The organism is Mycobacterium sp. THU-M104, assembly GCF_049197365.1.
Classification (GTDB): domain Bacteria; phylum Actinomycetota; class Actinomycetes; order Mycobacteriales; family Mycobacteriaceae; genus Mycobacterium.
This window is the reverse complement of record NZ_JBMIOP010000153.1, coordinates 1-18,461: the sequence shown is the minus strand read 5'-3', so window position 1 is coordinate 18,461 and position 18,461 is coordinate 1. Positions and strand designations below refer to the sequence as shown.

General features: G+C 69.5%; 14 protein-coding genes and 1 pseudogene. 1 reads left to right on the top strand and 14 read right to left on the bottom strand.

The annotated features are described in order from the left end of the window. Positions 1-336, top strand: a pseudogene (locus ACOJVU_RS12825) (HNH endonuclease); the annotation flags it as partial. Positions 337-358: 22 nt separating this feature from the next. Here ACOJVU_RS12825 and ACOJVU_RS12820 read toward each other — a convergent pair. The 14 genes from ACOJVU_RS12820 to ACOJVU_RS12755 form a co-directional block, all read right to left on the bottom strand. Next, positions 359-1,789 carry an MFS transporter gene (locus tag ACOJVU_RS12820; RefSeq protein ID WP_421530123.1) on the bottom strand — a complete coding sequence of 477 codons (1,431 nt, stop codon included), beginning with the start codon at positions 1,787-1,789 and terminating at the stop codon, positions 359-361. A gap of 171 nt (positions 1,790-1,960) precedes the next feature. After that, the gene (locus tag ACOJVU_RS12815; protein ID WP_421530122.1) at positions 1,961-2,866 is read right to left on the bottom strand and encodes a sulfite exporter TauE/SafE family protein; all 906 of its coding nucleotides are present in this window, start codon (positions 2,864-2,866) and stop codon (positions 1,961-1,963) included. A 525-nt stretch (positions 2,867-3,391) separates the two neighbouring features. After that, entirely contained in the window at positions 3,392-4,369 is a 978-nt protein-coding gene (eccE, locus tag ACOJVU_RS12810) for a type VII secretion protein EccE (RefSeq protein WP_421530121.1), read from the bottom strand. After that, positions 4,366-5,766: a type VII secretion-associated serine protease mycosin gene (gene mycP / locus ACOJVU_RS12805; protein ID WP_421530120.1), complete on the bottom strand. Its 1,401-nt coding sequence runs from the start codon at positions 5,764-5,766 to the stop codon at positions 4,366-4,368. Before mycP ends, eccE begins: the two co-directional genes overlap by 4 nt. Next, positions 5,763-7,169 (bottom strand): type VII secretion integral membrane protein EccD, encoded by a 1,407-nt coding sequence (eccD, locus tag ACOJVU_RS12800; RefSeq protein WP_421530125.1) that lies wholly within the window; start codon positions 7,167-7,169, stop codon positions 5,763-5,765. The genes mycP and eccD overlap by 4 nt, the downstream gene beginning before the upstream one ends. 85 nt (positions 7,170-7,254) lie before the next feature. Next, entirely contained in the window at positions 7,255-8,115 is an 861-nt protein-coding gene (locus ACOJVU_RS12795; protein WP_421530119.1) for an ESX secretion-associated protein EspG, read from the bottom strand. Positions 8,116-8,135: 20 nt separating this feature from the next. Then, positions 8,136-8,426 (bottom strand): WXG100 family type VII secretion target, encoded by a 291-nt coding sequence (locus tag ACOJVU_RS12790; protein WP_421530118.1) that lies wholly within the window; start codon positions 8,424-8,426, stop codon positions 8,136-8,138. Between the two features lie 28 nt (positions 8,427-8,454). After that, positions 8,455-8,748 (bottom strand): WXG100 family type VII secretion target, encoded by a 294-nt coding sequence (locus tag ACOJVU_RS12785; protein WP_421530117.1) that lies wholly within the window; start codon positions 8,746-8,748, stop codon positions 8,455-8,457. A gap of 54 nt (positions 8,749-8,802) precedes the next feature. After that, positions 8,803-10,332, bottom strand: coding sequence for a PPE family protein (locus ACOJVU_RS12780; protein ID WP_421530116.1), 1,530 nt, complete (start codon positions 10,330-10,332; stop codon positions 8,803-8,805). A gap of 3 nt (positions 10,333-10,335) precedes the next feature. Beyond that, the gene (locus ACOJVU_RS12775; protein WP_421530115.1) at positions 10,336-10,644 is read right to left on the bottom strand and encodes a PE family protein; all 309 of its coding nucleotides are present in this window, start codon (positions 10,642-10,644) and stop codon (positions 10,336-10,338) included. Positions 10,645-10,657: 13 nt separating this feature from the next. Continuing rightward, entirely contained in the window at positions 10,658-14,668 is a 4,011-nt protein-coding gene (gene eccCa / locus ACOJVU_RS12770) for a type VII secretion protein EccCa (protein WP_421530114.1), read from the bottom strand. After that, on the bottom strand, positions 14,665-16,242 hold the full coding sequence (eccB, locus tag ACOJVU_RS12765) for a type VII secretion protein EccB (protein WP_421530113.1): 1,578 nt from the start codon (positions 16,240-16,242) through the stop codon (positions 14,665-14,667). Before eccB ends, eccCa begins: the two co-directional genes overlap by 4 nt. Further along, positions 16,239-18,116 (bottom strand): type VII secretion AAA-ATPase EccA, encoded by a 1,878-nt coding sequence (eccA, locus tag ACOJVU_RS12760; protein WP_421530112.1) that lies wholly within the window; start codon positions 18,114-18,116, stop codon positions 16,239-16,241. Before eccA ends, eccB begins: the two co-directional genes overlap by 4 nt. Positions 18,117-18,315: 199 nt before the next feature. Further along, on the bottom strand, positions 18,316-18,453 hold the full coding sequence (locus ACOJVU_RS12755; protein WP_421530124.1) for a hypothetical protein: 138 nt from the start codon (positions 18,451-18,453) through the stop codon (positions 18,316-18,318). Between the last annotated feature and the right edge of the window lie 8 nt (positions 18,454-18,461).

Here is an 18,461-nt window from a genome sequence, read left to right as displayed (position 1 = left end):
AACCTCAAATGCCTTTGCACAAAACATCATTTGCTGAAAACTTTTTGGACGGGCTGGCGCGATCGGCAGCACCCCGACGGGGTCATCGTGTGGACCTCGCCCTCGGATCGCGAATACATCACACGCCCGGGAAGCCGGCTGCTGTTCCCCGCCCTGAGCCTGCCCACCGCTGAATTGACCAGTGCCGCCACTACTTTGCGGTACTCCGGGAGCCGCAGCATCATGATGCCCACGCGCCGCCGGACCCGAAAACAAGATCGCGCCCGCCGCATCGACGCCGAACGCGCCCTCAACGCCGCCCACGTCGCGCAGCGCAACCAGCCACCGCCGTACTAGGCGTGTCTTTCAGACGAACTGCTCAGTACGTCCGGACCCCCGCAGAAGCTGAGGACCCCGATACCGCCGTCCCGGAACCAGAAGTCGCCCCGGACCGGTCCTGCGGCCGCACGTAGCGCATCCAGGTCAGGGCTGCGGCAACGACATAACAGACCAGGAAGACCCAGAACGCAGGTGTTTCGGTGCCGGTGCTGTCGTAGGCCTGCCGCAACACCACGTTGATCCCCACGCCGCCGAGCGTCCCGAAAGCACCGGCGAAGCCGATCAACGCTCCCGACCGGACGCGGGCCCAGTCCAGCCGTTCGATATCGCCGACACCCAGTGCGTCGCTGCGCGCCTCGAACACCGAGGGAATCAGCTTGAAAACCGAACCGCTCCCCACGCCCGACAGGGTGAACAACGCGATGAAGCCGACGACGTATCCGATCATCGTGAGCTCTGACACGTATCCACCAGGCCCGCGCGTGAGATCGTCGTGAGTGCTGACGGCGATGAGGAACAGTTCGGCCACAACCATCGCGGTCACAGAGCCCAGCGTCACGCGACCACCCCCGATCCGGTCGCTCAGCCGGCCTCCGAAGACCCGGCCCGCGGAGCCCAACAGCGGTCCGATGAAGGCGATTTCGGCGGCGTGCAGTGCTGCCTGGGCACTGGGCTGCCCGCTTGCCATGAAGTTGTGCTGCAAGACCTGGCCGAAGGCGAAAGCGAAGCCGAGAAAAGAACCGAAGCAGGTCAGATAGAGAAATGAGATTCCCCACGAGTCCGGCAGCGGAAGGATGGACCTGAAATGCGTCATCTCGATGCGGTAGTCGAGGTTGTTCATGAACAGCGCCGCACCAAGAGCGCCGACGCCTAACAGCAGCAGATAAATCATGCAAACCCAGTACGGCGCCTGGTTGCCGGCAACGGCCAGCACCACCAGTCCGACGGCCTGGATGGACGCCGAACCGAGATTGGCGATCCCGCCGGTCAGCCCCAGCGCGAAGCCCTTGAGTCGCTGTGGGTAAAAGGCCTCGGAGTTGGCCAGCGATGACGAGTAGTTTCCCGCCCCCAGGCCGTTGAGTGCCGCGCAGAGCAGGTAGGGCCACAGCGGCAGGCCGGGATGAGCCAGCAGCACAATGGCTCCCGACGTCGGGATGACCAGTAACAAAGACGAGAACACCGCCCAGTTGCGGCAGCCGTACCTGGCGTTGGCCATCGGGTAGAGCAAGCGCGCGACCGCGCCGACAAGTGACGCGGTGGCACCGAGCAATAGTTTGTCGCCTGTCGAGAAACCGTAGACGGACTGCGGCATGAACAGCGCCATCACCGACCACAAAGACCAGACCGAGAAAGCCACGTGCGAGGTGACAATCGACCAGAGCAGATTACGGCGCGCGATGACACTGTTACCGGAAGCCCACTTCGAGGAGTCTTCCGGGTTCCACTCCGCGATGCGCTGCCTACGCAACATGGTTTGACTGCCTCTCGTCAGCGACCGCGAAAGTCGACACGTCGGTTTGGGAAGTGCCACGAGGCGCACTCGCTCGCAGAGGATTCAGTGATGCGCGGCTGTGGAACGCCGCCTGTGGGTGGACTCCTCCTGTTGCGGGCGGCATGATCCCCGGCTGGGGATCCGACGTCGTCAAGACGAACCTTGACGGGCATGCTCGAGACGCGCATCTGCGTCCGGGATCGTGTCATGGAACGGACGGCTCGCCGCGGCGCGTCGCTGTTTGGCCTCGCGGGCGAAAATGAGCAGGCCCGCCAACACGGTTGCCGCTGCCAGGGCAATTCCGGTCTCGGCATTGATCTCCCGCCCGAAGGTGATCGACGAAATCCCCAAGGCGAACAACCCGAAGGACTTGCGCAACGCGCTGGGATCGAATCGAGCGTGGAGGTGCGTTCCGATCTGCCCGCCGACCACGGTGATCACGGTGAAGGCCGCGCCCAATTTCCAGTCGACGTGCACGCTGCTCAGGTAGCCACCCAGGCCGGCGAACGAGTTGAGGGCGCCGACTATCAGAGACGTACCGACGGCGTACGCCATCGGAAGACCGCCGACCAAAATCAGGAACGGAACGATGAAGACCCCTCCCCCTGCTCCGACCAGACCGGACACCATCCCGATCGCGAGGCCCCCGAGCGCGACCACAACCGCGGGCAGTGCTCGGTGCTCCTCGTCCTCGACGGCGTCGCGGCGACCGCGCAGTACCGCGATTCCGGTGACGGCCACAATCGAGGCGAATCCCAGAAGCAACGCCGCACCGCTGAAAAAGCGAGCGAGTAGACCACCGACGTACGCCCCGACGAAACCACCACTGCCGAGGAGCAACGCCGTCCTCCACTGGACCCGGCCAGCCCGGATGAATGAGATTGCGGCGACGGTGCTCGTTGCGCCGACGATCATGTGTGCGACCGCGATCGCCTGCTTGGGATCCATTCTGGCGACGTAGGCGAGCAGCGGAACCGAAAGGACCGATCCGCCGCTGCCCAGGACGCCCACCACTATGCCCACGAAGAGTGCGAGAAACAAAGCCAGCCAGATCATGACGTGCCTACCTCGCTTCCCTGCAGAGGCAGGTGCTTCGCCGAGGCAGGGTTGGCGCACAGCACAGAACCGGGTCGACGTCATGACGTTGGAACCCGGGTGGACACGTCATGGTGCTCACCCGTTCAAGAAGAGTCACACGTTCAAGAAGAAGAGTTGCCATCATGATCCCCTGCGCCAAACGCGGTTGCCATCGGCGTGCCGCGTACCGATATTGCGCAGGGACTGTTGGCGGACAACGTCGTCCGCATTCAGGGTGAGCCCCACCACCAACGGGCACCAACTTTTCGATGGCGCCAGGCCGGGTGTTCCGGCTTCTTGCTACCGATAGTAGAAACCTATGGGGACCTGCTCGACAAGCCGAGCAGACCAACGCACAGGAAACCTGCAGATTCGACCGGCCGAAACGACCTGTGCAGCCGAGGCGTTCGTCCTCACGTGAAGGCACCGCCGGCGGTGAACCGCGGTTCGGCGCCCGCGTCACAGGCGATCACCGCATCGTCATTCCGTCGGCGCCAGGTGCGTTCAGGCGATCGCCGCCCGGTGCGCGCCGGCCGCCGGCGTCGGCCAGTCCAGCCGCGTCAGCAGGCCTGACGGCTCCGCGGTGTGGCCGTCGAGCCGCCGGGCGGACAGCAGCTCCAGCGCCGCCAGCGCGGCGCCGTGGTTGCCGCGTTGCGGGGTCAAACCGGGCACCGGCGCGGCGGCCTCCGGTGACGACTCGGTGAGGAAGGCGCAAGCGGCCGCGAGGGTCCGGCTGGTGCGGTCACCGGCGATCTCCAGGGCCGTATACGTCTCGCGCACCGGATGTGACCGGATCGCCTCCAAGGTCTCGGGCAACGACTCGTCAACGCAGACCCGATACACCGCAACGTAATCCGAAGCGCCCCGCTGCAACCCGCGCCAGCTTTGTCGAACGTTGGCCGGCAGCAGCCGCGGGACGTCCTCGGGCCCGACCACGACTGCTTCCCAACCGATTTCGCGAAGGTGGTCGGCCAGGCGTCGCACGGCGACACCGGTGGTCTCAGGCAACGGTATCCGCGACGAACGGGCCCGCAGTGCCGGCAGGTTGTTTGCGGCCGACACCGTGAGCCCGATCCACGTCTGCTGCACCCGGGCCGCACTGCTGCGGCTGGTGATCCGTATCGCGTCGGCCCGGATGCCATAGCAGTCGAGGTACCGGGCGATCAGCGCCAGCGGCAGCACCTCCGACTCGTCGACCGGCGGACCGACCCGCAGCAGCGCGGTCACCTTCGTCGCGGGCGCGGCTTCCGGGACCGAGAGATTGCGGCGGCTCACGATGGCGAGGCGACGGCTCAGGATCGTGGTGACATGCAACCCATCCCACCACCCGAACAGCAGGACCATCGCGACGGCGGCGACGCCGAGCAGCCAGTAGGCGCGTTCGGACCGCCACGGGTAGGCCATCGCCGCGGGCACCACAGCCAGCAGCGCCAGTGTCATACGGCCGGGTCCGGGGGCCGGTATCGAGCGCAGCACCCTCATTGAGATGACTCCTTCCGTCGGCGTGCGCCGATTGCGGTGAAAGCGGCGACGGCCGCGACCGCCACGGCCAGCGCGGCGGTACCGGCCACCGCGACGGTCCGCGGCCTGGTGTCGGCCGCAGCCGGCACCGGCGGCACGGCCACTCGGGTGGCCGGCGCCCCGGCCTGTTGGCCGGCGGGCAGTTGCCAGGTCAGGGCCGCCACCGGGTCCAGGCTGCCGGCCCCGACGAGGTCGGAGGGAACCCGGGCACCGTTGTGCGCGGTCGCCGTGAGACGCTGCACGACCTGGGCGGCCGTCAGCTGCGGGTACTTGCTGCGCACCAGCGCCACGACGCCGGACACGTAGCCTGCGGCGTAACCGGTGCCGCTGAGCGCGACCAGTTGCTGGTGGTTGTCGGGCAGGCCGTCGGCCAGGCCACCACCGTCGTCGTTGCTCACCGACACGATGTTCTCGCCGGGCGCCGCGATGCCCACCCACGGCCCGGCCATCGTGAACTTCGACGGACGGCTCTGCGGCGTCAGCGAAGCGACCGACAGCACGTAGGGCTGCCACCACGACGGGATCGACACCGACGTGACGCCGGCCCAGTTACGCGGGTCATCGGGACGGCTCCGGTCGGTCAGCGGGTTGGACTCGCACGGCGCCCCTGCGGCGATCGATCCGCTCGGGCCGCCGTCGCCCGCGGCGGCCACGATCACCGCGTCCCTGTCAACCGCCGCGTAACGCAGCGCCGCCCCGAGAGCGGCCTGATCGACGGGGCGGTCGGCGGGCAGGCAGGTGATCGCCGAGACGGTGATCACCCGCGCACCCAGGTCGGCGGCGTGCACGATCGCCCGCCCCAGCGCGGCGACGTCGACGGTGGCCCGCGCCAGCAGCGGATCGCCACCCGGCGTGCGGGGCGAGAACTTCGCCGACGTCGTCCTGATCGACACCACCCGCGCCGCGGGCGCGACCCCGGAGAAACCCTGTGCACCGGACGGGCCGGGCTGGCCGGCGATGATTCCGGCGACCAGGGTGCCGTGCCCGTCGCAGTCGGTCAGGCCGTCGGCCGTCTCCACGAAGTCGCCCCCCGGGTCGACGTTCGGCAGTCGCGGACCGGGCCGCACCCCGGTGTCGAGCACCGCGACCAGCTGGCCCTCACCGCGCGAGAACTGCCACGCAGCAGGCAGATTCAGCATCTCCTGGCTGGGCGACACCACGTCGGGATCGCTGCCGGGAATGACCCCGGAGATACTGCACGGGCCGCGCTGTTCCATCGGCTGCACGGGCCCGGGTGTGCCGGCAGGCGGCGGCACCCCGGGATCCACCTGCGGCTGGTCGATCCCGAACGCCGGCGGACACGCCGCCAGCATGACCACGAACGCCGCTGCGAGGCAGGCCGATCCCGCCCGCATCATCGATTGAGCACCAAGGCGAACAGCCCGACCAGGTAAGCCATGACGGGAATCAGCGACGCGTCGAGCCCGGAAGCCGCGAAGCCCAGCAGCCGGCGCAGCGGCAGCGAATAGCTCTCCGGGGCTGCGATGCCCGGGTTCAGCGCCGCCACCAGCCACGCCGACATCAGCGCGACGAGCACCGTCAGCGCACCGAGGGCGGCCCCGTAGCGCCCTGTCGCGGTGTAGTACACCAGCAGCACTCCGGCGACGAGATAGGGCTGGGCGAACAGCCAGGCCTTGCACGCCGCCGAATCCCACACCCGGGCGCGCAGCACCGACGCCGCCGCGATCGCGGCCACCACGTACCAGCCCCAACCGCTGACGGCCCCGGGCCGCAGGGCGATCGCGACCGAGCCCAGCACGCTGAGCAGCACCGCGGCCGCGATGAACCCGCTCTGGTGGGCGTCGCCGATGCGGACCCGCCGGGGCAGGTCCTCGAGCACCCGCAACGGCGGCGCCGACGGCGTGGGATCGCCGGGCGCCGGGATGACCGGCAACGGGAACCGGGCCCACACCGCCGAGAGCGGGGCCGCCTCGACGGTCACCAGCAGGGCCACCACGATCAGCCCGCAACCGACGCTGAGCATCGGCAGCCGCCAGAACATCTCGGTACCCGCGGCCACCAGCACGCCGGCTCCGAGCACCGCAGTCGCGGTGAACAGGCCGACGACACGTTCGCGTTCCCCGCCGGGCACCATCAGTGCGATCAATGACCAGGCCGTGACCCCGGCCGCGGCCAGCACCAGGTGCGCGGGCCCGAACGGGCCCGGCACCGCCAGCGCCAGCGCAGCGGCGATGGGTACCAGCGCGGTGATCGAGAGCGCGATCCCGGTGCGGGCCGACCGCGCGGTGACCAGCAAACCCGCCACAGCGGTCAGCGCCGCGACCACGCTGACCCCGACCAGGCCGACCAGCGCCCCGGTAACCGCCCGATAGCTGACCGACAACCCGGTGGCCACCAGCGCCACGACGATCGTCGCGGCCAGGGCGCCGCGCCGCACGTGGGCGCCGCCCCAGGGCCGCAGACGCGACGCCGAGAAGATCATGGCGGCATCCGCGATGTCCTCGACGATCCCGGGCGCGGGCGGTCCAGCCGGAACCTGTTGCAGAGCAAGGAGGTCGCCGTCGACGACGCCGACGGTGTCCAGGCTGGCGTCCAGGCTGAACGGCGCGCCTCCGACGGGCGCCAGGCTCAGCGCGACGACTGCACCGTCGTCCTCTGGCGTGTCGCCGTGGCCGTTGGAGGCGGCGGGAACCATCAAGCGCCGGACCGCGGGCAGGATTTCGCGCAGCGGCAGTTCGGCGGGCAGGGCCATCTCCGTCAGCCTGCTGTCCGCGAGGATGGCGACACGGACGATCGGCATGACGGCGCCCGACGTCACTGGGCCCGCCACGGTTGCTCGGACATCGTGCTCTCTTCTCTATCTGTGTGTTGTTATCTGTGTGTTGTTATCTGTGTGTTGCTGCGGAAAAGTCTCGGGACAGCCGCTGGTCGGGGAACCACTGTTCGTCGGGCAACAGAGCGGTCAGCTGTTCGACGGCGACCGCCGTCGCGAAGGGGGTTCCCGGGTGAAACGTCGACACCCATTCGCCGTCGAATGCGCGCGACGGGCTGACCAGCACGCGCCCCGCGGTGGTGTCGACCAGGCTCATGCCGACCTCGGTGGTCGCCTGCCGACCGTCGCGGCGACAGCCGGCGACGACCTCGACGTAGCTGCGCGGACCGGTGAACACCGATTCCACCACCGGCCGGGCCGAGGCCGGAATACCCAGGTAGTCAATGACTTCCGACAGCGGTGCACCGGACCGCAACCTCTCGTCGGCCCGCGCCCCGACGCGCGCCGGCATGCTGAACTCCTCGAACTGGGCCGGCGGGCGCCGCTCGAGCCCGGCACCGAGCACGGGAACCAGGGCGCGGGAATCCTCGATGTCCATGGCGGTCAACGTGATCAGCTGCGCACTGCGCAGTGCCACGATGGTCTTGCCGGTGATGCCCCGGCGCTGAGCGACCAGGCCGCGCAGCAACTCGCCCGGGCCCGGCCCGACGAAGCGCAGGTCCAGCCACCGATCCGGAAAACACACCACCCTGACCCAGTCGGCGATCGCCGCGTTGACCACGCCCCCGGCCGACAGCAGGCCCATACCGGTCAGCTCGTCTTTGCGACGCCGGCAGAAATCGTCGCGCTGCGCCGCGTCGCGGTAGGGGGTGGTGATCGCCAGAACCCAGGGGAAATCGCCCGCCCCAATGGTTTCCGCGACATACCACGCCTGGTCGACCGTCATCTCGACGGCGTTGGGTGCTGTGTTCATCGACGTCGGCGACGCGGTGCCTAACCGCCCCACTTGGCGGCCTCAGCCGCGTCGCGGGCGTACATGGACAGGGTGTTGCCCTCGTGGGTGCCGGCCATCGCCTGGTAGGACCGCACCAAATCTTCCATGGCCTGGTTCCACTGGGCCTGCCACATCTGATAGGTCATGCCCGTGTCGCCCTGCCAGGCGTTGGACAGCGTCGCCTGTTCGCTGGCGATGTCGGCTCCCAGCCCCTGCAGCGTTCCGGCGTAGCCGGACATGTCCGCGGCGTGCGACAGCATCGCCGGGTAGTTGTACATGATCTGTGACATCACAAGTCCTTTCGCGGGTGGGCCGGGGTCAGAAGCCGGGGTAGGTGGACGCGGCCGCGGAATCAGCAGCCACATACGTGCCCGCGGCGTCGCCGAGGTTTGCCTGGGCGATGTCGAGCAACGTGTTGATCCGGGCGGCGACCTCGACGAACCGCGCATGGGCGGCCTGGAATGCCGCCGAGGACTCGCCGACGTGGAACGCCTGCGCCGACATCGCCTCCTGCTCGGCCTGGCTGATCGTGCTGCGCATCAACGCCGCCTTGGCGCCGAATGCGGACTGCGCGGCCACCAACTGTGGAATGTGAGCATCCAAGAGGCTCATGGTGTTTCCCTTCTTCGTGATTGTGCTGAGTTCCGGTCGCCTGGCTGCACATCGCTATCCGTCCGATCCCCCTCCCCCCGGGTCTTCGCCGTCGTGCTCCCAGGTGCCGGGCACCATCGGCATCCGCGGGCCGCTGCCGAACTCGCCGTCGGCCAGTTTGGTCAGGCCCGCCGCCCGCAGGACGGCGTCCTGGTGGGCGGTGCCGGCGAAACCCAACGACCCGGCCCCGCTCGCGCCGGCCACCGCCTGTGTGTCGTCGTGATCGGGCGTGACCCCGAAATCGGATTCCAGGTCCAGGAATTCGTCGCCGTACTCACGCATCGCCACCCGCTTGCGCCGTCGCGCCCGCGCCTCGGCGCGGTTGGCCACCCCGGTGGCCGCCGCGGGGATGGTTGACGCGGGCGCCTTGGAGCCGCCGCGGCCACTCAGTGTGGGCCCGAAGCCGGGCCCGGGGTCGCCGCCGAGGGCCACCGCGTAGCCGAAGCCGGCGGTCGCCGCCGTCGGGGCGGGCGCACCGGGAGCACCGGCCCCGGCGACCGGCGCCGAGGCCGTCGCCGCGGTGGGGGTCGCGATCGTCGGAGCCATCGCCGCGACCGGCAATGCCGTCGAGACCGGCTGGCCGGTCGCCGCGATACCTCCCGCCACGGGCGCCGCCAGCGCCGGGGGCACTGCGGCCACGTTGGCCAGCGCCAGCGGCAGCGGGAGGACCAGCCCGAGGAATGGACTGAGAAACAGCGACGGGTAGGTGATCGATGCACCCACCCAGGAGAAAGCCTGGTAGGCGACCGCGAACAACAGCGGCCCGTAAAGCACAAGTGCCTCGGACGGATTCGTCAAGAAGGCCTCGACGATCTTCACCGAGTTCCCGACAGGGTCGGAGAAGAACGTTGCCAGCTCCTGAAACATGCCGCCGTAGAAATTGGTGTACTGCGACAGCAGCTGAGACAACAGATCGGACAGGTTGAGCGAGGAACCCGACTGCGCGGCAGCGGCAGCCGCACCCCCCTGGGTGGCAGTGCCGGCGGCCGCGGTGGCGTTGCCGTCGGATTTCACGATCGACGGCGCGGGCGCGGTCCGCGGCGCCGAAGCCAGCGCCGTCCCGGAGGCCGCCTGGTAGGCGCTCATCGTGGTGGCGGCCTGCACCCACATCCGCGCGTAGTCGGCCTCGTTGAGCGCGATCGGAATGGTATTGATGCCGAAGAAGTTCGTCGCGATCAACAACCCGTGGATCACGTGGTTGGCCGCCAGTTCCGCGAGAGTCGGCATGGCTGCCAGGGCGCCGGTGTACGCCATCGCGGCGGCCTCGTGCTCCGCGGCGACACCGGCGCTGTCCGCGCTGGCCTGCTGCAGCCATGCCAGGTACGGCGCGTGCGCCGCCGCGTAACTCCCGGCGCTGGGCCCCTGCCACGCACCCGCCTGCACCGATCCGATCAGCCCACCCAGTTCGGCTGCCGCCGAGGAGTACACGGCGCTGAGCGAGCTCCACGCGCCGGCGGCCGACAACAGCGGACCCGGCCCCGGACCGGTGCTCAGCAACGCCGAATGCGCTTCCGGCGGTGAGGCCATCCAGATTGGCGAGTTCATTTCTCAGCCGCCCGTGACCCCGTACGTGGCGGCCCCGGCGGTGTCGCCCGCGAGATAACTCGCGCCGGACTCGCCCACGCCCACCCCGGCGCGGCCGAGTTCGTCGACGCCCTGGGCCGCGACGGCCGCGTGCTCCTGACCCTGGGCACTGAAGCCGGCGGCCGTCTGCAGGGACACCGGGTCCGCCGCCGGCGGCACCACCGCGGTTATCGCCGGGGCCGCCGCCGCGTGCGCGGCGGCCAACCGCGCCGTCAGCGCCTCCACGGCCGCGCTCGCGGCGGCCAGACCCTCAGGAACCACACGCAACGTCATGGCTACTCCTCCTCTAGTCCTTCTGTTCCGATAGTCCTTCTGTTCCGAACTCACCAACCATGGCCGACTCAGCGGCCAGCGGGTTGATCAACTGCACGTACATCGGAGTCTCGCTGTCGCCCAACAGGATCGCGCGCCCGGGCCGCAGCCGGCTGAACCGCTGACCGCGGATCTTGCCGCCGTCCTGCGGGTTGCCCGCGAGCATCAGCGTGGTCGCCTGCAGGTCGTTGAGGCGGCGCAGCAACGGGTTGGTCATCAGCGCGTGGCCGGAGCCGCTGGCGCGGGCGGTGACGATCACCCGCAGCCCCAGATCGCCGGCCTGCGCGAGCAGCCCGATCAGCGGGGTCCACGGCCGCTGCCCGACGTAGGGGCCGCTGATTGCCGGCGAGTCCGGAACCTGGTCGACGTCGTCGATGATCAGGTAGTGGGTGTGGCCCTGGTGGCTCCACCGCGACAGCTCGGCCGCCGACATGCCTGCCGGGGGGCGCCGCGATTCGATGAGGTGGGACAGCCCGAGCATCGCCGGGATGATCCGGTCGATGTTCGCCGTGTACTCGTTGTCGGCGAACAACGGTTCGTCGACAAGGTGCAGCCGCCGGTCCAGCACGGTGAAGGCCACCTGGTCGGCCGTGGAATGCTCGCGCACGGTGCGGATGAGGTGGCGCAGCAGCGTGGTCTTGCCGGAGCGGCTGTCGCCGAAAACCATCAGCAGTGGGTGCTCGGCGAAGTCGTGCACCACCGGTGCCAGGTCCTCCTCGCGCTGCCCGATCACCACACGTTCGCCGCCCCGATAAAGCGGCCCGACCGCGACCGGCGAAAGGTCGTCCGGCAGCAACCGGACCGGCGGGGCGGACACGCCCGGGTAGCGGGCGTTGATGGCCGCCACCTGGTCCAGTTCCGGCTGGGCGAACAGGAAGTGCTCGGCGGCCATCGTCAGACCGCGGCCCGGCTGGTCGGGCGGGACGGCGTCGGCCGGCCGGCGCAGCGCACCGACCACCCGCACGTTGCTGTCCCGCGCGTCGTGCAGCCGCAGCTCGAGCCGCAGGCCCAGTCCGTCGCGCATCGCCAGCGGCACCTCCAGCCAGCTCGGTGTCGTGACCACCACATGGATGCCGTAGGCCAGCCCGACGTTGACCAGCTCGGTCACCTTGGCCAACAGGGGATTTCGGGTGTTGAACTGGTCGGTGTTGTCCCGACCGAAGGCGTAGATGTTGTCGATGACCAGGAACATCTCGCCGAAGCCGTCATCGGGCGCCGTCCCGTTCCCGTCGCGGAACACCCCCCGCCGCTGCCGGGACCGGAGCAGCTGCTCGATCTCGCCGAAGGTGCGCCGAATCCGTTCGGGCTCCAGCGGCGTGGCGACGCTGCCGACGTGGGCCAGACCTTCCAGCGCCCGCAGCTGCCCGCCGCCGTAGTCGAGGCAGTAGAACGTGACCTCGCGCGGTGAGTGCAGGCTGGCCGCCGACATGATGAACGTCTGCAGCGCCGTCGACTTCCCGGACTTGGCGCCCCCGTGGATCACCACGTTGCCTGCCGACGCCGTGGCGTCGAAAACCAATGGGTCGCGCCGCATCTCGAACGGCTTGTCGATCTCGCCCAGCGGCCAGCGCCACTGGCGTTGCGGCAGGCCGGCGCGAGCCAGCACCGCGGTCAGTCCGATGGGCTCGTCCAGCGGCGGCAACCACAGCTGCGGTGCCCGCGGGCCGCAGCGTGCGAGCTGCTCGCCGATCGTGGCGATCAGCTTGCGCGGTGGCCCGGCCTCGTCCTGCGCCTCGCCGGCGCAGAACACCGTGTCCTGATCCGGCTCCACCCTTGCCGCAGTGAACAGTTTGGGCTCCGGAGCAGCTCGCACCACAACCGATTTCGTCCGAAGCGGTGGATCGTAGATGCCGTCGACGTAGGTGCTGCGGAACTTGATCGGCGCGGCGCCGGGCGCGGGAACCAGGAAGCCCAACCCCTTGTGTTCCTTACCGGATTCGATGTGGTAGGCATCCTCCACTCCGATGATCTGGCGAGAAACGCTGGGGCTGGCCACTTTCAGCCCGATGCGGTATGAGGTGTTCTTGTCGATGTCCTTGATCTTGCCGACGTCGAGCGTCTGCGACGCGAACAGGATGTGGATACGGAACGAGCGGCCCTTGCGGGCCACGTAGTCGAAAAGTTCGGCGTATTCGGGGTGATCGGCCAGCATCAGGGTGAACTCGTCGGCGACCACGAACAACGTCGGAATGGGCGGCAGGTCGGATGCGCCGGCATCGCAGGCGTTTTCGTACTCCGTCACCGAGCTGAACGCGCTGCCCTGCACCCGGCGACCGGCCTCGCGCAGCAGCGTCTCGCGCCGCGCCACCTCGCCGCGCAGCGTGTCGGCGAACCGGTCGGCCAGCGACTTCTTCTCGGCCATGTTCGAGATCACCGCGACGACCTGGGGGAAATCGCGGAAGCTGTCGGCGCCGGCCTCTCCCTTGAAGTCGGCGTAGATGACGATCAACCGGTCGGCCGAGTGGGTCGTCAACAGCGACAACAAGATCGACATCAGGGTCTGCGACTTGCCCGAGCCGGTCATCCCGATCATCAAGCCGTGCGGCCCCATCCCGCCCTCGGCCTCGTCCTTGAGGTCGAACATCAGCGGCTCGCCAGTCGCGGTGACGCCGATGGGCACGCGCAGCTCGTCGTCGCGGCGGCGCGGCGCCCACAGCGTGGCCACGTCGAGCTGCGACGCGTCGGGAATCCCGAGCAGCGTGGTGAACGCGGCGCCGCGGGTGGCCGCCGAGCGCAGCCCGGTATGGGTGGGGTTGGAGTCCCAGCGCGACAGCTGCCGGGCCAGGTGGGCGGCGTCGTCGGCGCCGAGTTGGTCGGCGTGGTCGATGTAGGGTTGCCAGCCACCGGTCCGCCAGCGTTCGATGGCGACCGCTCGGCTGCCCCCGCCGTCCCCCCCGCTGATCCGCAGGATCGGCCTTTCCGGGTCCGAGTACTGCTCGCGGTGCGGCGGCGTGGCGCTGGTGTGCACGACGGTGACCCCGGCCCGGCACGCACCCAGCGCCGAGGCGTTCACGTCGTAGTCGGGTTCGTCGACGACGATCAGTAGGTGCCGCAACGTGTCCGCCGGTTCCCCGGTGAACACCGGGCGGTCCAGCAGTGTCGGGCCCAGCTGGGCGATGAGGTCGTCGGGGTCGGCCGACAGGTAACGCGCCGACCCGACACCGTCGAGCTCGCCGGGCATGTCGACGTGGGGCAACCACTTCAGCCACGACCAGTCTCGGCCCTCCAGGTTCGGCGCGGCCAGCGCCACGCCCAGTACCGTCGGGTCGTGCCAGGTCACCGCCTGAGCGATCCAGGCGCGCAGGGCCGCCCGCACCTCCCGGGCGTCGCCCACGACGGTGATCCGGGAGACCTTGGTCAGGTCGATTCCGGTCGGCACGTTACGCACGGTGCGCTGGGTGTCGAGCAGGCTGCGCAACGCGCTGTGGCACACCGGTTCCAGGTCGATCTCGGCGGCGGTGTCCTGCACCCGCAGCGCCGTGTCCAGGGGCACCTGGTGGCGTCCGGCCCGCAGTACCAGGAAGTCGGGGTCGTGGGGGTCACGCTCCCATTGGCGACGGGAGCCGGGTACGGCCGCCAGCGCCGCCGGGTCGGGATGCGACCACTGCGCGGCCGCGCGCTGCTCGGCGGCCTGGGTGCGGATGTTGTCCCGCACCACCGACAGGTACCGCAGGTAGTCGGCCCGTTCGGCGTCGACCTCCTCGGTGCGCATCTTGTTGTCGTTGCCGCGGTACAGCGCGGTGGCGGCCAGCAGCAGCACGAAGGGGAAGAACAGGGTCTGCGGGGAGATCACCCGCATCCCGGTCGCCACCAGCGCGACGATCATGCCGACGATCAGGATGACGATCACATACGGCATCGCGCGCCGCAGGAACGACGGCGGGATCACGCGGGGCAGCTCGGGAGGCGGCTCGATGGCGATGCTGCCCTTGCGGGCACCCGGCGCCGGGAGCCGGCGGCGGGCCTCGAAGATCAACCGGCTCATCGAATTCCCCCTTCCGCCATCAGGCCGTCGTGGGCGAGCAGCGCGTCGGCGCGCGACAGCGCCGGGCCGGGGGCGAACAACGACAGCATGGACCATGGGATGGGCACGGCGGGCGGGTTCAGCCCAAGGGCCGCAACGGTTTTGCCCTGGCCGGGCCCGCTTTCGGCCTCATTGTCGATACCGTAGCGGACGCCGGTGTCCGACACCCAGAACAGCGACCCGGCGGCGGGCGCGGACGCGCCGTGGCCCACCGTCTGGGTGAAGTACCCGGCGCCGGGGGCCAGTGCGACGCGGGCGGCATTGCCCTCACCGACCAGGCTCACCGTGTGCACCCCGTCGGGAGTGGGCAGCGCCGAGCCCGAGAGCAGGCCCAGCGTGCTGGTCGCCGCCCCGGCGCGCTTGCTCCACTGCGCGCACGTGACGGGATCGTCGGCCGCGTCGACGGGCACGACCTGCTGTTCGGGGTAGCGCGCGGTGTCCAGCATTCGCGACACGGGCAGCTTGGCGACCTCGTCGGCCCCCAGTCGCGGCGGCTGGTCCAGTCCGTAGGAGTTCGTGTTGCGCAGGATGGCCGCCAGCACCGGCGAGACCGGCTGCAAACCGTCCGGCAGCACGGCGTAGTACCGCACGGCACCCGACGAGCGCTGGTCCACCGCATACGACATCACCACTGCACCGATCGGCGCCGGTACGTCGAAGGCGGCGGGGGCGCCGGCGTTCGGGATGTCGGGCGCCGCGAGCGCCGGCCCCGCGGGGATCGCGTTGAACAACCCGATCGCGATCGGCCGCGGCGCGGGCACGCCGTTGCGGCCGGTGCCCAGACCCAGCGCGTCGGTGACCGCGTGGTCGGCCAGATCGATCCTGCTTCGCCGTCCGTTCCACAGCAACCAGGTTTGCGGGGCCTCCTGCGCCGGGACCTCGACCAGAATCCCCTGTTCGGGGTGCAGCGGGGCCGCTCGGGCACCCTGGCTGTCGAGCGGGCCCGCCAGCACCGTGACCCCCGTGCTGTGCGCGCCGTGACCAGGCTGGCCGGCCACGCCGTCGCACACGGTCCAGTCGGCGTCGCGCGCGGGGCTCTGCACCATGCGTTCCGGCGCACCGGGAATGCCTATCAGGTTGCCGCGCGGAAACCGGTCCAGCTCAGAGCTTTTCACCATCGCCGGATCGACCGGCCGGCCGACGATGAGCCGCGCCGAGGTGAGGTTGAGCACCGGGTGCAGGTCATCGCCGACCCGCACGTACAGGGCGGCCGTGGCACGGTCGGCGAGGACGGCGCTGGTGCCCGCGGACCCGGCGGGCCGGATCAGCGAGAACACGAAGCAGCCCGCCAGGCCGGTGACCAGGATCAGCACGCCCATCAGCACCGCGCGCGACTGGGTGCGCAAGGGGTCGACCAGCATCCTGGTGTCGTGCAGCGCGATCCCGGAGGCGATCCGGCGCATCACGAAACGCCAGCCGGTGACCTGGTGGCGCGTGACGAAACCGCGGCGGTATTCGACCTGGTCGGGGTTGTCGTTGACCGGGGTCCGCGAGGAGAACGAACGCCGGGGCTCGTCGGGCTCGTACTCGCTCATGCCGGCACCGCAAGGCCGAGACCGCGCAGTAGCGGCTCCACCGACCGTTCGACATCCTGGTCGGTGATCGTCATCAGCTCGTCGTCACTGAATTCGCCGGTTCCGCCGTGTTCGGAATGGTCGAGCCGGAATTCCCGCTCCTCCTCGGCGCGTTCGACGATGTTGCGCACGAACCGGCCGTTACCGGCGATGTCGAGGTTGCGCCGGGCGATCCCGTTGGAGTCGGGCGTCGACTCCGCGGCCAGCTTGGAGAACAACGCCTCCATGTGGTCCAGGGCGGCCCGCTCGAACACGCTGTCGCGCTGTTCGGCCATCTTGTGCGCGATCTCCACCAATTCCGACGGCGCATACGAAGGGAAGTCGATGTTGCGGGTGAACCGCGACCGCAACCCCTCGTTGGTGTCGAGGAACTTGTCCAGATCGGCCCGGTAGCCGGCGATGATCACCACCAGCCGCTCGCGGTCGTTCTCCATGCGTGCCAGCAGCGTGTCGATGGCGACCAGGCCGAAGTCGTTCTTGGCACCGGTGGACACCAGTGCATAGGCCTCGTCGAGGAACAGCACACCGTCCAGCGCGCTGTCGATGATCGCGTTGGTCTTCGCTTCGGTCTCCCCGATGTGCTGGCCGATCAGGTCCGCGCGGTGCACCTCCCGGATGTTCTCCCGTTTCAAAAGCCCTAGTCCGCAATAGATTTTGGCGACCACGCGGGCAATCGTCGTCTTGCCGGTCCCGGGCGGCCCGGCGAAGACGAGGTGGTGGGTGCGCTGGGCGACCTGAAGCCCGCGCTGCTTGCGCACCAGTTCCATGGCCACCGAGCTCTTCAGCCGCGACACCTGGTTCTTGACCTCGTCCAGCCCGATGAATTCGGCGAGCTGACGCTCGGCGTCGGACAGCAGCGTCGCCTTGCGCTCGTGAGCGGCGGGGTCGACGAAGTCCTCGACGCTGGGCTCGGTGGCCGGATCCCACGGATCAGTGCGGGCCTCGATCCGGGCGGCGGTGGTCGTCACGATCCCGAAACTGGTGTCGGATAGCGCTTGTTGGATCTGTTCGCTCTCGGGATGGGCCGCGTAGAGGTCCTGCAACACCTCGCCGGCCGACTCCTCGTCGACGTGCGCGCGCAGGACCAGCGCTTTGGCCAGCGCGCCGTCGAGCGCTGCGACCGCGACCGGGCCGTCGGGTTCCTCCAGATAGGACAGTGCCGGGGCGAACATGCCCAGCCGGGCGAGCGCGGTGCCCAGCGCGATCCTGGCAGCGTGTGAGAAGGCCTCGTCGAGGTCGGCGTCGTTGACGATGGGGGTGAGCAGCTTCACGACGTCCGACCAGCGCTCGGCCCGGTAGTTGACGACGACGGCGACCCAGCGGGCCGCCCGCCAGCCCGCTCGGCGTTCGGTGAGCCCCGCGACGATCCCGTCGGCGTCGGCGAAGCGCCCCGCCTGGGCGAGCGCCGCCGCGTACGCGAGCTGGAAGTCGTCGGGGGTGGTGGCACGAAACTGCAGATACAGCCCGGTGTCGTAGCGGAACCCCAGCGCCCCGGGCGCCAGTTCCACCTGGCGCTGCAGCACGCCCGCCGTCGACGCGGTGCGCGAGACCGCCTCGAGCACCCGCAGCGACGCGTCGCCGGCGGCGGCCAGGCCGGTCCAGGCGTCGCACTGGTCGTGGGCGATGCGGGTCAGCGCGGTGAAGCCGGAGCGCGCCGCAGTGAGGTCGGCCGGGCGCTGCCGCTCGTACACCGCGAGCCCCAGCGCGCGGCAACACGTCGAGAACCGGCTGACGACCTCGCCGTCGATCTTGCCGTTCACCTTGCCGTTCGACGTGCCGTTCGACGAGAAATTCGCGGGCTGCGCTGCCAGCACGCCGGTGTCACCGCGATCCACGGCCGCTTCTCTTCCTGTGCACAGTGTTCCCTAACCTAACTTGCCTGAAGTTAGCATTGCATAAGCTAACTGTCCACGCGCCCGGACCTCTCGGCCCCCCGGCACCTTTGAACTCTTTACCGCAAACGAGTTCCCGTAACCAGACTTCAGCCGCATTTTCGGACGTGTAGCAGCCAGCCCTTATCGACAATGGTTTCCATTATGCACCAGCTCCTGGTTCCCAGCTAACTGGGACCATCGGTACCGCAGGACCGCCACCGAATCCGTCGCCGGCCAGCGCGGCCAGCCCGCCCGCTTGCGCGGCGGCGCCGGACGGCGCCGCGCCGGCGAAACCCAGCGTCCCCG

What these genes read in the sequence shown, in the direction of transcription:
- eccB (WP_421530113.1), bottom strand. Translation starts at nt 16,242, where the DNA reads ATGAGCGAGTACGAGCCCGACGAGCCCCGGCGTTCGTTCTCCTCGCGG.
- eccCa (WP_421530114.1), bottom strand. Translation starts at nt 14,668, where the DNA reads ATGAGCCGGTTGATCTTCGAGGCCCGCCGCCGGCTCCCGGCGCCGGGT.
- mycP (WP_421530120.1), bottom strand. Translation starts at nt 5,766, where the DNA reads ATGATGCGGGCGGGATCGGCCTGCCTCGCAGCGGCGTTCGTGGTCATG.
- ACOJVU_RS12775 (WP_421530115.1), bottom strand. Translation starts at nt 10,644, where the DNA reads ATGACGTTGCGTGTGGTTCCTGAGGGTCTGGCCGCCGCGAGCGCGGCC.
- ACOJVU_RS12820 (WP_421530123.1), bottom strand. Translation starts at nt 1,789, where the DNA reads ATGTTGCGTAGGCAGCGCATCGCGGAGTGGAACCCGGAAGACTCCTCG.
- ACOJVU_RS12795 (WP_421530119.1), bottom strand. Translation starts at nt 8,115, where the DNA reads ATGAACACAGCACCCAACGCCGTCGAGATGACGGTCGACCAGGCGTGG.
- eccE (WP_421530121.1), bottom strand. Translation starts at nt 4,369, where the DNA reads ATGAGGGTGCTGCGCTCGATACCGGCCCCCGGACCCGGCCGTATGACA.
- ACOJVU_RS12790 (WP_421530118.1), bottom strand. Translation starts at nt 8,426, where the DNA reads ATGTCACAGATCATGTACAACTACCCGGCGATGCTGTCGCACGCCGCG.
- eccD (WP_421530125.1), bottom strand. Translation starts at nt 7,169, where the DNA reads ATGCCGATCGTCCGTGTCGCCATCCTCGCGGACAGCAGGCTGACGGAG.
- ACOJVU_RS12780 (WP_421530116.1), bottom strand. Translation starts at nt 10,332, where the DNA reads ATGAACTCGCCAATCTGGATGGCCTCACCGCCGGAAGCGCATTCGGCG.
- ACOJVU_RS12815 (WP_421530122.1), bottom strand. Translation starts at nt 2,866, where the DNA reads ATGATCTGGCTGGCTTTGTTTCTCGCACTCTTCGTGGGCATAGTGGTG.
- ACOJVU_RS12785 (WP_421530117.1), bottom strand. Translation starts at nt 8,748, where the DNA reads ATGAGCCTCTTGGATGCTCACATTCCACAGTTGGTGGCCGCGCAGTCC.